Annotated in this window: 12 protein-coding genes; 5 read left to right on the top strand and 7 right to left on the bottom strand. The window is 50.6% G+C overall.

Translation table 11 applies throughout. The annotated features are described in order from the left end of the window. Window positions 1-18: 18 nt before the first annotated feature. From aceE to P1U47_RS01020, 4 genes are all read right to left on the bottom strand, one after another. Complete coding sequence (aceE, locus tag P1U47_RS01035) at window positions 19-2,664, bottom strand: pyruvate dehydrogenase (acetyl-transferring), homodimeric type (RefSeq protein WP_301026866.1); 2,646 nt, start codon at window positions 2,662-2,664, stop codon at window positions 19-21. Between the two features lie 384 nt (window positions 2,665-3,048). Continuing rightward, a complete protein-coding gene (locus P1U47_RS01030) occupies window positions 3,049-5,886 on the bottom strand; it encodes an insulinase family protein (protein ID WP_301026653.1) in 2,838 nt (945 codons plus the stop codon). Between the two features lie 45 nt (window positions 5,887-5,931). After that, complete coding sequence (locus tag P1U47_RS01025) at window positions 5,932-7,014, bottom strand: AI-2E family transporter (protein ID WP_301026651.1); 1,083 nt, start codon at window positions 7,012-7,014, stop codon at window positions 5,932-5,934. Window positions 7,015-7,050: 36 nt separating this feature from the next. Then, a complete protein-coding gene (locus P1U47_RS01020; RefSeq protein ID WP_301026650.1) occupies window positions 7,051-7,281 on the bottom strand; it encodes a sulfurtransferase TusA family protein in 231 nt (76 codons plus the stop codon). A 158-nt stretch (window positions 7,282-7,439) separates the two neighbouring features. Here P1U47_RS01020 and P1U47_RS01015 point away from each other — a divergent pair, with 158 nt between their 5' ends. The 3 genes from P1U47_RS01015 (at window position 7,440) to P1U47_RS01005 (ending at window position 9,528) form a co-directional block, all read left to right on the top strand. After that, window positions 7,440-8,873, top strand: a complete 1,434-nt coding sequence (locus tag P1U47_RS01015) for a M48 family metalloprotease (protein ID WP_301026649.1) — start codon at window positions 7,440-7,442, stop codon at window positions 8,871-8,873. A 93-nt stretch (window positions 8,874-8,966) separates the two neighbouring features. Beyond that, a complete protein-coding gene (locus tag P1U47_RS01010; protein ID WP_301026648.1) occupies window positions 8,967-9,272 on the top strand; it encodes an RNA-binding protein in 306 nt (101 codons plus the stop codon). Beyond that, window positions 9,205-9,528, top strand: a complete 324-nt coding sequence (locus tag P1U47_RS01005) for a VF530 family protein (protein ID WP_366943093.1) — start codon at window positions 9,205-9,207, stop codon at window positions 9,526-9,528. Before P1U47_RS01010 ends, P1U47_RS01005 begins: the two co-directional genes overlap by 68 nt. Before the next feature lie 121 nt (window positions 9,529-9,649). Here P1U47_RS01005 and P1U47_RS01000 read toward each other — a convergent pair whose 3' ends face one another. Further along, the gene (locus P1U47_RS01000; protein WP_301026647.1) at window positions 9,650-11,794 is read right to left on the bottom strand and encodes a molybdopterin oxidoreductase family protein; all 2,145 of its coding nucleotides are present in this window, start codon (window positions 11,792-11,794) and stop codon (window positions 9,650-9,652) included. Window positions 11,795-11,965: 171 nt separating this feature from the next. Here P1U47_RS01000 and P1U47_RS00995 point away from each other — a divergent pair, with 171 nt between their 5' ends. Continuing rightward, window positions 11,966-12,946 (top strand): AraC family transcriptional regulator ligand-binding domain-containing protein, encoded by a 981-nt coding sequence (locus P1U47_RS00995; RefSeq protein ID WP_301026646.1) that lies wholly within the window; start codon window positions 11,966-11,968, stop codon window positions 12,944-12,946. Between the two features lie 92 nt (window positions 12,947-13,038). Here the strand turns inward: P1U47_RS00995 and sat are convergent, their stop codons facing one another. After that, entirely contained in the window at window positions 13,039-14,235 is a 1,197-nt protein-coding gene (gene sat, locus P1U47_RS00990) for a sulfate adenylyltransferase (RefSeq protein WP_301026645.1), read from the bottom strand. A 107-nt stretch (window positions 14,236-14,342) separates the two neighbouring features. Continuing rightward, entirely contained in the window at window positions 14,343-14,954 is a 612-nt protein-coding gene (gene cysC, locus P1U47_RS00985; RefSeq protein WP_301026644.1) for an adenylyl-sulfate kinase, read from the bottom strand. Window positions 14,955-15,154: 200 nt separating this feature from the next. On the opposite strand from cysC, the gene P1U47_RS00980 reads away from it, so the two are divergent. Continuing rightward, window positions 15,155-16,039, top strand: a complete 885-nt coding sequence (locus tag P1U47_RS00980; protein ID WP_301026643.1) for a LysR family transcriptional regulator — start codon at window positions 15,155-15,157, stop codon at window positions 16,037-16,039. Window positions 16,040-16,134 lie beyond the last annotated feature (95 nt).

The following is a 16,134-nucleotide window of genomic DNA, read 5'->3' as shown; positions in this document are numbered from 1 at the left end:
AAAATCCTTCTCTATAAATTAGCGATGCAGTGGGTTAGCTTTTTCAGTGTCGATACCAAAGGCCTTAATGGCCTTGCTAACAACACTTAATGCAATCAAGCCATCATCTGCCAAGGCTTTAAGCGCAGCCACCACAATATAATGACGGTCCACCTCAAAATGGGCGCGCAGTTTGGCGCGAGTATCTGAACGGCCGTAACCGTCGGTACCCAAAACCACATAGCGCGACTCAATATAAGGCCGCAATTGTTCGCCATAAGATTTAATATAGTCGGTGGCGCAAATAACTGGCCCCTGCTGACCCCGCAGCTGCTCAGTAACATAGGGCACCCGAGCATCACTCTCTGGGTGTAGCATATTCCAGCGCTCGCAATCCAAGCCATCGCGGCGCAGCAAATTAATACTGGTCGCACTCCACACATCGGCCTCGACCTTATAGTCGGCCTTGAGGATTGCTGCTGCGGCTTCTACTTCACGCAAAATGGTACCGCTGCCCATTAGTTGAACTTTTAGCTTTGGCTTTTTAACAGCGCTTGGCGCAAGGCAATACAGACCTTTAATAATGCCGTCGGCGCTGCCTTCTGGCATATCTGGATGAGCGTAATTTTCATTCATTACCGTTACATAGTAAAAGACGTTTTCTTTGTCTTGATACATGCGGCGCATACCGTCTTGAATAATCACCGCCAGTTCGTGGGAGTAGGTTGGGTCATACGACACGCAGTTGGGTATCATATTCGCCATCAAATGACTGTGGCCATCTTGATGCTGCAGACCTTCGCCATTCAAGGTAGTGCGACCAGCGGTTGCACCCAGCAAGAAGCCCCGCGCTTGGGAGTCGCCCGCCGCCCAAGCCAAATCCATAATCCGCTGAAAACCAAACATGGAGTAAAAAATATAAAATGGAATCATCGGGTAGTGATGATTGCTATACGACGTCGCCGCCGCCAACCACGCTGAGAAGGCCCCCGCTTCGGTAATACCCTCTTCCAGAATCTGACCCTGTTTATCTTCTTTGTAGTACATGATCTGGTCAGAATCGTGGGGGGTGTAACGCTGCCCCTGAGAGGAGTAGATCCCGAGCTGGCGGAACATGCCTTCCATACCAAAGGTGCGCGCTTCATCGGGCACAATCGGCACAATGCGCGAACCAATGTCTTTGTCTTTCACTAAGCTCGACAGCATTCGTACAAATGCCATAGTCGAGGAAATTTCACGTTTACCGGTGGTTTTAAGCTGAGCGCTAAAGCTGTCTAGCTCTGGAATTTTCAAGGCTTCAAAATCAGCCTGACGTGCGGGCAGGAAGCCGCCGAGTTTTTCTCGACGCTTGCGCATATAGACCATCTCTGGGCTATCTTCGGCGGGCCGGTAATAGGGAACCGATTTCAAATCCTCGTCACTGATTGGCACACCAAAGCGATCGCGGAATTTTTTCAACTCTTCTAAATCGAGCTTTTTCACCGAGTGAGCTTCGTTCTGAGCTTCGCCGCCCTCGCCCAAGCCATAACCTTTTACGGTCATTGCCAAGACCACGGTCGGCCGACCCTTGGTTTCCATTGCTTTAGCGTAAGCTGCATAAACTTTATAGGGATCGTGACCGCCGCGATTGAGATACATAATATCGTCGTCAGACAGGTCTTTAACTAACTCAAGCAACTCGGGGTATTTGCCAAAGAAATGCTCGCGGGTATACGCCCCGCCATTGGCTTTATAGTTTTGCAACTCGCCGTCAACCACCTCGTTCATGCGCAAGCGCAATAAACCGGTCTTGTCTTTTTCCAGCAATTTATCCCAGTGGCGGCCCCATATAACCTTAACCACATTCCAGCCGGCACCGCGGAATACGCCCTCTAACTCTTGAATAATCTTGCCATTGCCCCGCACTGGGCCGTCGAGGCGCTGCAAATTACAGTTCACCACAAACACCAGATTATCGAGACCTTCGCGGCCCGCCAAAGCAATCGAACCCAAGGATTCCGGCTCGTCACTCTCGCCGTCACCCATAAAACACCACACTTTGCGGTCGCCGTGATCAACCAGACCGCGGCTGTGCTGATACTTCATTACGTGAGCTTGATAAATTGCTTGTATAGGACCTAGACCCATACTCACCGTGGGAAACTGCCAGTAATCTGGCATCAGCCACGGGTGGGGGTAAGACGACAGGCCGCCGCCATCAACTTCGCGACGGAAGTTATCGAGCTGGGTTTCATCGATTCGCCCTTCAAGATAAGAACGCGCATACATACCCGGCGAGCTGTGGCCCTGGTAGTAGATTAGATCGGCCTTTTCACCGCCGCGAAAGAAATAGTTAAAACCCACGTCGTAGAGGGTCGCCGACGACGAGAAGCTGGAGATATGACCACCCAAGCCTTCATTATTGTCGTTGGCACGCATCACCATTGCCAAGGCATTCCAGCGAATCATCGAGCGGATTTTACGCTCCATAAATAAGTCGCCAGGCATGCGCCGTTCATCGCTAGGCTCAATAGTATTGCGAAACGAAGTAGTAATTGCCGAGGGTAACTGAGTCCCTGCACGTGTGGCATGCTTAGCCAAGCGTTTCATTAAAAATGCGGTGCGGGCACGGCCACCGTTTTTTAATACGCCATCGAGGGCTTCGAGCCACTCTTGGGTTTCTTGGGGATCTAGGTCTTCGCGCAAATCTTGGTCTTGGTACATACACAGTCCTTAGCAGTAACAGTGGGCTGTCCAGACCAGCAAGCATCAAGCTTGGGAGTGTTCCGTTTACAACTGGCGCACCGCCGAGCGATCAGCTCGAGGTGTTTGAATTCTGCCCGTTGGTGACGGTTATCACCTGGCCCGGCTGGGCTAAACGCCAACCTTTTGAGTCAGCGAATACCCGAATAATAGGATTTATTTTCTCCAAAGCTACTGGTTTACAGCAGCTTAAGGCATGAGATTTTTGCAGTTTCGCAGCCATAAATCAACAAAATACTGCTATTTATTATATGAATAATTTATGACGAAACCATCAAAAACAATGACATACCCAGCCTTGATAATACATTGCTTTGATCGCATCCTTTATTTAAACGAATAGGCAGGCAATTCGGCCTTAAACTGCTCGCCATTATCAATTACGTCACCCTGTGGACGCGCTGCTGGCCATTTTCCCGCCGCATAAATTAGCAGACCGCGCTGGGAGCTTGGCGCTAAGTCACGCTTCACCGCCGCCAACCAATCGCTATAACTTAAGTCCGTCAATGCCGCAACCAGCAAGTCTCGACTGTTAAAACCGAGGTAGTTTTCTAGCAAATCCTGCCAGTGACGCCCCGCCGACTCCCAAAGATTTTCAGGCTGCTCACCCAAGCGCTTAATTAGTCCTGCTTTATGCTGTTCAAAAGTGGCTTGATCAACGCCCGCTTGCAGCCACTCTTTCAAGTAATTGTTTATCTCTTTTTGCAAGGTAGCAGAATCCACCACCGACGACTGCACTAGAAACATTAAACCACCCACCTCGCGCTGAGGGTATACGCTGGCGCTCACCACGTAACCTAACTGCTTGCGGGTGCGCAGCTGATGGTAAAAATCGGCGCTGAGTATCTGCGCTGTTAAGCCCATCGCCACCCGTGCCTGCTTACCCGTTTGCGCGCTTTGCAAATACAATAACGCGGCACTGTCATCGTGTTCGGCGGGTAATTCACGCAGGGAGGTCGCCACCGGCAAATGGCTAATATACTGCAACGGTGCTTGGCCCTGCTGGCTTTGGACTAAGACCTTATTTGCCACTGCCGCAAGATCTAAGGCTTCTTGCCGATCGAAGTTACCGTCGAGCAACATTCGCAGCTGCACCGACTTCAGCACTTCAGTAACATGTGCGGCTACCGCTGGCATGGTCAAATTGCGAGTAGCCGCTTCATGGGCGGTTAAACTCGGGGTTTGGCGATTTAACAGCCGCGGCAACTCACCAATTAATTGTTGGTAGGGCGATTGCCTTGAGGCATTTTCAAACTGCCGCAAACGCTGCGCGTGTAGGCGCGCAAAACGGCTCTCTTGCCATACCGGCTGTTTAAGCGCATGTAAAATTTGCTCAAGCAATTCGCCTTGCTTCTGATTAAAGCCGCCAATGCTAATTTCAATCCCGCGCCAATCCACACCAATATCAAAATCCAAACCGGCAAGTTGGGCGGGATACGTCAGCTCATTGAGCTGATCTTTAACCATACGCAGCCACATTTCCGTCTTCGCCAAAGCCGCAACATCGCTACTGGCCTCTGCAGAAGACAATAATAGATATAAACGGCCCTTAGGTAATTCAAAGACATCATCGGTGTTCAACCACAATTCAAGCGGCGCATCGGCTATCTGCACCGGTTTATTACTACCTTTACCTGTCTTTAAACTAAAATCCGAGGCCACAAATTTGTTTTTAACCGGCAGGCTCAAGGCACCAGAAGCCTCTGCATTCAAGGCAGCGAGTTCGTCCGTTGTCACCGTCCGCAGCCCATACGCTACTTGATAGCGAGGAATTTCAATATTCGTTTTTACGCCAGGCGCCACCAAAGTGATAAAACTGTTTTCTGGTTTCATCGCCGCTAAAAATTTCGCCAGTAATTTAGGTTCGTAATCGTCCATCAAAAATGGCGCGCGCATCACTTCTGCCGCAGGGTATTTTTGCAGAGCCATCGACAATTGCACAACATCATTGATTGGCGCTGGTTGGGCGCGGAACATAAAACCTTGAATTGCCAGTCCCGCCTGCTCAGCAAACCGCCAGCGCTCAACACCGCCCTCCCGCAACTGGGCAATGTTCTGATAAATCAGCGCCACAATTTCGTCAGTATGGTTTAAACCGGCCTCAGTTAGCGCCACTTCAATACCAAACATCGCGCCGCCTTGGTAATTCAAACTCTCGCCGGCGCTTAAACTGTCGGCCCAGCCCTTGGCTTTGAGTAGCGACAGCAAACTGCCCTCACCTTCGTGACCAAGGATATTGCCAATATAATTTAACGGCTTACTACGCCAGTGAGACTCGGCATCTGCCACCGGAAAATTAACCGAAAGCGCACGGCGGTTCTGCACCGGCTCAACATTAATCCACCGCGGTAAATCACCAGTTTTAAATAAGGGGGCGGTAATCGGCTTAAGTTCACGCTGCTGATTTTGCACCGCGGCAAACTTCGGCAACACCATCGCCTCAAGCTCGTCCAGAGACTCCCTACCTATTACCGTTAAGCTCATGATATTGGCAGAGTAGTTTTTCTGGTAAAAAGCCAACAGCTGCTCGCGCAGAGCCTGCTCATCATTGCTGTGTAAGGTTTGTAAATTGCCCACCGAAAATTTGGCAAAGGGATGCGCGGGATTAACCTGCGACTTAATCACGGCCAGTTCTCGACGGCGATCATCTTTAATGCGCGCGCGGTACTCAGAATTAACCGCCTTCACTTCCCGCCCCACATACTCGGCGTTAAACAGCGGCCCCACAAAGAACTGTGCAAATTGATCTAGCGCAGGTTCCAGTGAATCGGCGCTAATGTCGAAAAAATAATTGGTGTCTTCAAAGCTGGTAAACGCATTATGGCTACCGCCGTGCGCGGTGATAAAGGCTTGGTATGCGCCGGCATCTGGGTATTTCTCGGTACCAAGAAACAGCATGTGCTCAAGAAAATGGGCGAGACCTTGATAATTTTCGGGATCTTGACGGCTGCCAACATTCACATCGAGCGAAGCCGCTGCTTTGTCGGCGCCAGCATCTGAAATTAATAAAACTTTGAGGCCGTTCGGCAATTCCGTGTAGCGATACTCACGTTGATCGCTGAGCGGCTTGGCAACAACTACCGGCTCCTTTGCGCTGTCTAACCACGTGCAGGCTGAAAACTGAAATACGAGGACAAGCAAAAATGCCGATTTCAAATATCTCACAAAGCTTCCTTATTAAAAGTACAAATTAGCACCCAGCTGCCGCTATTACGCAGCAGGTGGGTCGATTTCACGTGTCACCGCACGCATTGGACGAGGCCATGCGTATAAAATGGCTTTAACCAAAGTCGCTAACGGGATGGCAAAAAACACCCCCCATATTCCCCAGATGCCGCCAAACACCAGAACCGCAACAATAATCGCCACGGGGTGCATATTTACCGCCTCCGAAAACAATAACGGCACCAGTACATTACCATCTAAACCTTGGATCACACTGTAGACCATGAACAGGGTAAAAAACTCCCCGCCCCAACCCCACTGAATGTAACCCACCAACAAAACTGGCAAGGTGACTACCGCGGCGCCTATATAAGGAATCACCACCGACAAGCCCACCAACAACGCCAAAAGCGCCGGATAATTTAAGCCAATCACTTCAAAACAGATGTAAGACACCACGCCGACAATAACAATTTCCACTGCCTTGCCACGCACGTAATTGGCAACCTGAACATTCATCTCTGACCATACCGCGCTCAGTAAAGGCCGGCGATTAGGTAAGAAACTCGACAGCCAGCCTATGATGGCGACTTTGTCCTTTAAAAAGAAAAACACCAAAATCGGAATCAACACGATATTCAGCAATAAGCCAACAACGTTGGGCAGCTGAGCTAATGAGAAACTTAGCAGGTATTGCCCCGCAGACCCCAGCTCTTTACTGGCGATGGCCATCCACTCGCGTATTTGCTGCTCGGTGACAAATTCAGAACGCTCAGGCAAGACCAGCAATAAATGCTGAAGCTTGCGCAGCATGGTTGGCAGCTCTTGAAACAAATTAATCAGCTGCTGCCAAACCAGTGGTAGCAGCACCACCAAAACCCCGAAAAACACACTTACAAAGATTGCGTAGGCCACTGTGATAGCCAGCCATTGCGGGGCGCCCGCGCGACTTAAGCGCGCAATAATACCCTGCATCATAAACGCCAAAACAATACTGGCCACAATCGGCACCAGCACATTGCCCAAGGTGAGCATTAACACCAACACCGCTACGATGAGCAATAGCAGAACGACTGTTTCTTCCTCAGCAAATAGTCGATCAAACCACGAACGAACAATACCCAGCATGAAGCGGTCCTTACAAAATAGTACGAGGGAGGGGTTCTACTTCTTTTTTAACAAATAACGGTAACGCGCATCCTGCTCTTCGCTGAGCAGCAAAGTATTGCCACTTTGCTGGGCAAATACCTCGAAATCTCGCCACGAGCCAACATCCGTTGCCAGCACTTCTAGCACTTGGCCAGATTCCATACGGTTTAAGGCTTGTTTGGCCTTTAATAATGGCAGCGGACAATCTAAGCTGCAGGCGTCTAAATAGATATCAATAAGCGTCATAAATTCAATATGCAATAAGAGATTGTCGCTAGTATAGCCTGCGCGGCATCGTGGCCCAAGCCAGCACTTTTAGGTGATAATGGGGTCATACTGCCAATGCTCTTGTATTATCAAGGGCCACATCATCTCATTCCTTTGCAGCTGGGTAAGGATTCTCTGTGTTCAAACGTGCCTTTGGTATCAGTCTTTTTGTCTTCGCCAGTCTCGTCTTTGGCGACAACACACCCAGCGACAACCTTCCTGACCTTGGCGATGTCACCGCCTCCCGTTACTCAGCACAGCAAGAGCACGACTTGGGCCGGATGTGGCTGAAAATGTTCCGCAGTAGCGTAAAAACAGTTAACGATCCGCTAATGCAAGAGTATCTCGAAGGCTTACTCTACCGCCTTGCCTCTAATAGTGAGCTCAAAGACCGCCGTCTAGAGACCGTTATTGTCGACAATGCCAGTATAAATGCCTTTGCGGTGCCTGGCGGCGTGGTTGGTGTTCACAACGGTATATTCCTGTATACCGACAACGAAGCGCAGCTCGCCGGCGTGCTGGCCCACGAAATTGCCCACCTTAGCCAGCGCCACTTTAGCCGCTCTTTGGACAATGCCAAACAGAGCACCATTCCAACCCTCGCCGGCTTGCTCGCAGGCGTGGTGTTAGCCGCCACTGCGGGGGCCGACGCCGGCATGGCTGCCATTACGGCCACCCAAGCGGCCGCACTCGACAGCCAGCTGCGCTTTAGCCGCCAACACGAACAAGAAGCTGACAGACTCGGCATGGAAACCCTATCGCGGGCAAATATGGACCCCAATGGCATTCCCTCCATGTTCGTTAACATGAATGCCAATATGCGCTATGCGCGTTCAAAGCCGCCTGAGTTCTTATTAACCCACCCCCTCACCGACAATCGGATCAGCGACAGTGCCAACCGCGCCCGCCAATATCCCCGCAAGGTGTACACCGACAACCTTAATTTCCAGTTAATGCGGATGCGCGCCGCTCTGCAACACAGCAACAAACCCGAAGACTTACTCAAAACTTGGCAAAACCATACGGGTATCAATGGCGAGGCATATCGCTACGGCGCAGTGATTGCCCTGCTAGAATTAAATCGCTGGGCAGAGGCCGATGAACAATTGGCACCACTACTAAAAGATGACAGCGGCCGCATTGCCTACCAACTGGCCAAAGCCGACGTGTTGCTAGGCCAAAAGCGCTACGACGCAGCCATTGAGCTTCTGCAAAATCAATTGGCGCTCGCCCCCAACAACTACCCCTACACCATTAAACTCAGCGATGCCCTGCAGCGCGCCAATCGCTTTACTGAAGCCGACCAAGTGCTGAGCCGCCAGTCGCGAGAGCGCCCAGAAGACCCTAATCTCTGGTATCAATTGGCCGAAGTGCGGGGACTTGCGGGCAACATTCTTGGTGTACACATCGCCCGCGCCGAATACTTTATTTTGCAGGCCCAATTTGAACGGGCCAAAATGCAGCTGCGCTACGCCTACGAATTAACAGCAAACAATAAAATTCAGCAGGGTCGCATCAAACAGCGCCTGCGCGACATCGCCGATATGGAAGAGAAATTAAAAAACCTGTGAATTAGGCCATTTTCACGGTTTGCAGCGGGCTTTAACGCGCAGTTAAAGCCTATAAACGCTATACTTCGCGCATATCACTAAAACGGCCACACCATGAAATTACTGATTCGCAACCTCAACCGCACCACCACCGAAGCCGAGCTACTCGATCTGTTTGAAGCGTACGGCGCAGTGCAATCTCTGCAACTGGTCAGAGATGAAGACGCAAACCTGTCCAAGGGCTTTGGCTTTGTAAACATGCCCAAAGCTGGCGAAGCCAAAATCGCCATGCAAAACATCAATGGAAAAATTATCGGCGGCTTTAAAATCCGCGTTAAACGAGCAGAAGTCCGTGCTGAAGAAACTACAAGCGATGACCTTGAAACTACGCCAGACACTGACCTCAACAACAATGACTGAGTCTGCCAAAGGTGCCGCGCCAGCGCCCAAATCGGGTTCAAAAGACCCTATGCACGGCATGACCCTAGAGATGATAATCGTTCAGCTTGAGCAGCAATTTGGCTGGGAGGAGCTGGGACGGCGCATTAAAATTAAATGTTTTACCGACGAGCCCAGCGTAGCATCTAGCCTAAAGTTTTTACGCCGCACCCCATGGGCGCGGCAAAAGGTAGAGGCGCTGTATATTCGCAGTAAACGGCCAACGAAAAAGGCTTGACGTCGGAAGTCTGGTGTCGCGAGCCACGCTTGATGGACGACGGGAGACGCAAAAGAATGCTCTTAAGCGGCTTAGTGAGCGAAGCGAATAAAAGCGTCTCCCGTCAAGCGTTTAGCCAAGCTCAGGATCGGCCCAAGCCCTGCAACGTTACCGGCACCCCATTCAAAACCGCATTGCCCGACAGCTCATCAATATGCATTTCATCGGTTAAATCATTCACACTCACGCCAGCGTGGGCCTCGGCCTCAAGCCATTGCGTACCGCTGCGATGATGCCCCCAGCCGTGGGGGATACTAATCACACCTGGCATCATTTCGTCGCTGATCGCCGCGGCAAGTTCAATACTGCCTACCCGCGAGCTAACCCGCAGTTGCTGCCCATCTTCCACCTTTAGGTGCATTGCATCTTCGGGGTTGATCAAAACCGTGCAGCGATCCTTACCCTTAACGAGGCGATGGCTATTGTGCAACCAAGAATTATTGCTGCGCACATCGCGCCGGCCAATCAACAAATATTTATCGATGCCCGCTTCACGGTTAAAGAATCGGGTTTTTACCCGCGTTAAGTCCTTTAGGAAAAATTCCGTTTCCAAATGAATCCTGCCATCACGATGATAGGTACCCCCTGCTGGCGCGGGTTTTAATGCCCCTAAATCGATACCATGCGGAGATTTTTTAAGCTTGCTCAAGCTCAGCCCCGCGAAGGGGTTGCGGCCACCACCGTAGGGGCCCTTGCGCAACAATACGGCCAGTAAACCCGACGGCCCCATACGCCTAACTGCTTTACGAGCTAGCTTGTCTTTGAGGCTGTGCGGCGGCTGAAGCCGGTCCTGCAGATCCAGCAATATTTCCCAGTCGTGGCGGCCATCTTTGGGCCGAGGAAATAGTGCTTCGGCGTAACGGGCGTTATTGCGTACCGCCAGTACATTAAAAATCACATCGTAATGTTCGCGCTCTAAGGGGCTAACCGGCGGTAAAATAAAATCGGCGTGACGGCTGCTTTCATTAATATAAAAATCAACTGCCACCAATAAGTCCAATTTGGCAAACGCCCTATCCAACTGCTCACCATTGGGCGTCGACAACACCGGATTACCGGCTATAAGCACCATGCCTTTTATTTGGCCCGCGCCTGGCGTGGTAATTTCTTCGGCCAGGGTCGCCACTGGCAGCTCGCCATTAAACTCTGGCAACCCACGCACGCGGCTGTGGTAGCGGCCCATATTGCCACGACCACTCTGGGCCAAAATATCCACCGCGGGCTTGGTAAACATCAGCCCACCAACACTGTTTAGCCGCCCTGTTAATATATTAAAAAGCATGATGAGATACTGAGTTAAGGTGCCAAACTCCTGCACCGACACCCCCAGCCGACCGTACATCACAGGCTGCGACGCAGCGCAAAAATCATGCACCATGCCCCGAATAACCTCGGCGCCCATGCCGGTCAGCGGCGCCACCTTTTCTGGACTAAATTCTGCGAACACCGGTGCAAGGTCGGCGGGAAGCTGGTCGAGCTGTTCCGCCAAACTTCCGGTATCCACTAAATTATCGCTAAACAGCACATTGAGCATGGCAAGCAGCACCAGCACATCACTGCCGGGCCGCACAAAATAATGGGCATCGGCCAGCTCTGCCGTCGCCGTGCGGCGAGGATCAACCACCACCAATTTGCCACGCTTACGCACATCTTTAAGCCGTTGTTTAACATCCGCCACACTCATAATGCTGCCGTTAGATGCCAGCGGATTAGCGCCAAACATTAAGAAGTGGTCGGTATTATCAATATCCGGTACTGGAATCCGCAACTGATGACCAAATAATTTCCACGACACAATATGGTGAGGCAGCTGATCTACCGAGGTCGCCGAAAATTTGTTCTTGGTTTTTAAAGCCCGCAATACGCCGCCGCTCATTAGCAGCGAGCCAGTGTTATGAACATTGGGATTACCCAGATACACACCAAGTGCATCGTGACCGTGCTCAGCCTGTAGGCTGGCGATACGCGCGGCGACCTTGTCTAACGCATCCTCCCAACTCAGCTCCTGCCACTCGCCGTCGACTTTGTGCAGCGGCCGACGGATGCGATCTGGGTCTTCATATAAGTCTTTAAGGGCAATGGCCTTGGGGCATATATGACCACGGCTAAAGCTGTCGTCCTCGTCACCTTTTATTGAGGTGATAACACCGTCTTCAAGCTTAATTGCAATACCACACATGGCTTCACATAAATTACAGGTGCGGAAATGGGTTTTGCTGGCAGACATACAGATACCCTCGGTTCGGCTATTGTTATTGATTAGGGCTTACCGACTCAATGTTATCAGCGATTACACCAACTTACCTCTTTATTCCCAAAGCGAGCAAGAACTGCCACTATATAACTAGGCACATAATTTGCTACGCAATTAACTATGAATAATGACTAAGTAGATGCGATGAAACACATTCTTACCCAAGATGGCGATATTCTTAACGCCCTAGAAGAAGCCTGCAACGCACTAGGCATTGATCTTAAAGATACGATGCACAAGCTCGGCTTATCGCCCTCGCTGCTACTAGCACCTGGCAAACTCGTTCCCAGTTTATTATTTGGCTGCATCTTAGAGGCTATAGCACGAGACTATCACTGCCACGATCTCGCGTTGCACGTTGCCCGCAAATTACAAGCACCACAACTGGGCCTAGCCGCTCGCCTTATGTCGCTTAGCACCACCCTGCGTAGCGGTTTAGATAAAGCGCATCTATATAGCGCTTTTTATCAAGACACCAGCCACTGGCAGCATAAAATCGACAACGACCAGCTGATCTTATTTAAAACCTCCACGCGTTCCAACTGCGAGCACTGGCGCCAGCGCAATTTATTTGGCATTGCACAAATGTTTATGCTGCTAAAAAATATGTCGGGCAGGCTTTGGCGACCAAGTAAAATCAGCTTTAGCAGTAAAAGCCTCGGGGGACGTTTTTCGGATACTTTCCAACAGTTTTTCCAATGCGAGCTCGCTTTTGAGCAAGCCTATGATGCCATCCACATTCCAATTGACGCATTAGAATTCAGCGTCGCCACCTGCGATGTAAATTTAATGCGCGGCATGGAAACCCAAATTAAAATATTGCAACAGGGCCTCCAAGAGAACCGCGACTTTATCGGTCGCGCCCGCTTAATTATTGACCAACGCCTGAGCTTTGCCGGCTGCAGCCAAAATGAACTCGCGTTTTATATGGCCGTTACAGAAGACCAACTAAACGCTGAACTAGCGAAATCTAATATCAGCTTTGAACTATTGCTCGAACAACAAATTGCAGAAAAAGCACGTTATTATTTAAGCGAATTCAAAGCGCCTCACAAACTTATTGTATCGGCGCTGATGCCAGACAACGAAGCGCGCTTAACGGCCTTATTAAAAGCAGATATATAAACACCAGATCAAAAAAAACCGGCGCATTTATGCGCCGGTTTTTTTAAGCTCACTACCTAGCACTCAAGAGCAGCTAGGCAGGCGGTAGATCTTTACGCTTTAGCGTCTTCAATTTGATAGTATTCCATCAAAATTTTAGCCACTTCTGGACGTGAAAACTCGGGTGGTGGCGCAATGCCATTGCCCAACATTTCACGCACTTTAGTGCCCGACAGCAACACAAAGTCTTCTTTGTCGTGATCTGGCGCATCGCGCATCATCACCACTTTGTCTAATTTCTTAGAGTAAGCGGTGTGGTCGGCGCGGTAAATTTCAATATCCATGGCGCCAGCAGGTACTTTCTCGTCGAAAATAGTCTGGGCGTCAAAGCCGCCGTAGTAATCGCCAACACCAGCGTGGTCGCGACCAACAATCAGATGAGTACAGCCACAGTTCTGGCGGAACAGTGCGTGTAGCACCGCTTCACGGGGGCCAGCGTATAACATATCAAAGCCGTAACCGGTGATCATCACGGTGTTTTTGGGGAAGTAAACTTCAACCATTTTACGAATAGACGCATCGCGAACATGAGCTGGAATATCGCCTGGTTTCAGTTGACCTAACAGCATGTGGATCAAGATACCGTCGGTGCCCAGACCTTCCATGGCCATACGGCACAGCTCTTCGTGAGCGCGGTGCATTGGGTTACGAGTTTGGAAAGCAACCACCTTCTCCCAGCCACGCTCAGCGATTTCATTGCGAATTTCAACCGCAGTGCGGAAGGTATCTGGGAAATCAGCTTGGAAGTAAGAGAAGTTCAGCACCTGAATCGGGCCAGACAACATGGTGTTGCCCTGCGCTTTAAAGGTCTGCACGCCGGGATGCTTGTCATCCAAGGTACCGAAGATGTTCTCGGCCATAAAGTCGATTTGTTCGCTGCTAACCACTTCAACCGCGTCAACGTCCATGATCGCCAATACAGGATTGCCTTCAACGTTCGGGTCGCGCAAAGCAATACGCTGACCAGCAGTAATGCCCTGGGCATCTTTAGTCAGGTTAACAATCGGTACGGGCCAGAAAAGACCGTCGGTAGTGCACAGGTCCTTCGCCACCGCCAGTGAATCGGCAAGGTTCATATAGCCTTTTAAGGGCGTGAAGTAACCGGCACCCAGCATAACCGCGTTAGCGGCAGCAGCAGAGCTAACCAGCAGTGACGGCAGGGTCTCCGCTTCGGCATTCAGGGCATGGTGTTTTTCAGTGTCGTATACAAATAAAGGGCTAAGTTCTTCGGCGCCATGGGGTTTGATCATTTTGGAACTCCATTGATTAATTAGTCCGACGTCGGGTGTCTGACGTCGGACGAAAATATAAATACAGCGTGAACGTCAGACTTCTGACCTCCGACGCCAGACCTGCTTTAAATAAGTCCGCGCGCTGCCAACATTTCCAACAGCACTGCCACTTCTTCTTCCAAGCTCTGCTCGTGGCTGTTTAATACCAGCTCAGGCTTAAGTGGCGCTTCATAGGGATCGGAAATACCGGTGAAGTTTTTAATTTCGCCGGCGCGGGCTTTTTTGTACAGGCCTTTAGGGTCACGCTCTTCCGCTACTTCCAAGGGTACATCAACGTGAACTTCGATGAAGTCCATATCGCCAGCCACGTGCAGGTCGCGAACAATATCGCGATCGGCGCGGTAAGGGCTAACAAAGCTAGACAATACGATAACGCCAGTGTCGACAAACAGCTTAGAAATTTCGCCAATGCGGCGGATATTTTCAGTGCGGTCTTCGGCGCTAAAACCCAAATTCTTGTTAATGCCCAAGCGGATATTGTCGCCGTCTAAACGATAGCAAAGATGGCCTTTGTCCATCAGGGCTTTTTCTAATGCAACGGCAACAGTGCTTTTACCGCTGCCAGACAGGCCGGTAAACCACAAGGTGGCGCCTTTTTGCTTTAACAAGGCATTGCGGTCTTCACGGCTCACTTCGCCGTCATGCCAATGTACATTGGTTGCTTTAACTTCAGTCATGTATTCAACTCCGCTGGGCTGCTGATCATCAAATTATTTATCGAAAACCTGTCTTAAACTAAGCGTGGGTCTACCTAGCTCGCTTAACTCTGAAGGCGCCATAGTAAAAGCATTTTTATCACAAGTAAAACAGGATATTATTATAGTCAGTATCGATTTTGTCGATACTGACTATTCGCCATCACCAAGGTCAGATACCGATGAATTTCACTATTCGCCAATTAGAGATTTTTCTCAGCGTTGCCAAATTTCAAAGCGTGTCCAAGGCCGCCGACCAGCTACACCTCTCGCAATCAGCCGCCAGCGCCTCCCTGCAAAGCTTGGAAAAAGCCTATGGTGTCACCCTCTTCGACCGCCAAGGCAACAAGATTAAACTTAACGCCATTGGCCACACCCTGCGCAAAAAAGCCGAAACCCTTTTTGCCCACTGCCAGCAGTTTGACGACGCCCTCAAGCTCCACAGCGAAATTGGCCACCTGCGGGTGGGCGCCAGTTTTACCATCGGCAACCATTTGGTGGTGCGCTACCTCGCCGAGTACCTGAACCAATACCCCGACGCTGACGTGCAATTCGACACTGCCAACACCCCCGACGTGGTTGCCAAAGTACTGAATTACGAGGTCGACGTAGGCATGATCGAGCGCGAAGTACAGCACCGCGAACTAGAACTCATCCCTTGGAAGGAGGACGAGCTAGTGGCATTTTGCAGTGCCACCCACCCCTTGGCGCAAAAAGGTATTCTCAATGACGACGATATTAAAGCCGCCCGTTGGATTTTGCGGGAACCCGACTCCGGCGCGCGCCACACCTTCGACCGCGCCCTCACTGGCCTGCTGCCAGAAATTGAAATTTACCGTGAGTTCAAACACAACGAAGCCATAAAAAGCGCCGTGGAATCCGGCCTCGGCATAGGCTGTCTGTCCAAAGTGGTATTGCAAAATGATTTTCGCAATGGCGATTTAGTGCCCTTAAAGCTCGCCAATCGCGACATGACACGAATGTTTTACTTTGCCCTGCCCAAGCAACGCCACAACAAAGCTGCCGTCGAATTTTGGATAAATTTGTGTAGCAAGATGGGAGAGTAATCGCGCAATACTTGACGGGAGATAGGAGACGCAAAAGAATGTTCTTAGCCGCTTACTGAACGTCAGACATCCGACTCGCCTTTAGCGTTTGTCAT

The sequence above is a fragment of the Zhongshania sp. genome, assembly GCF_029212375.1.
Lineage (GTDB): Bacteria > Pseudomonadota > Gammaproteobacteria > Pseudomonadales > Spongiibacteraceae > Spongiibacter.
Note: the sequence above shows the minus strand (reverse complement) of the source record. Positions and strands in the feature narration are given on the sequence as shown.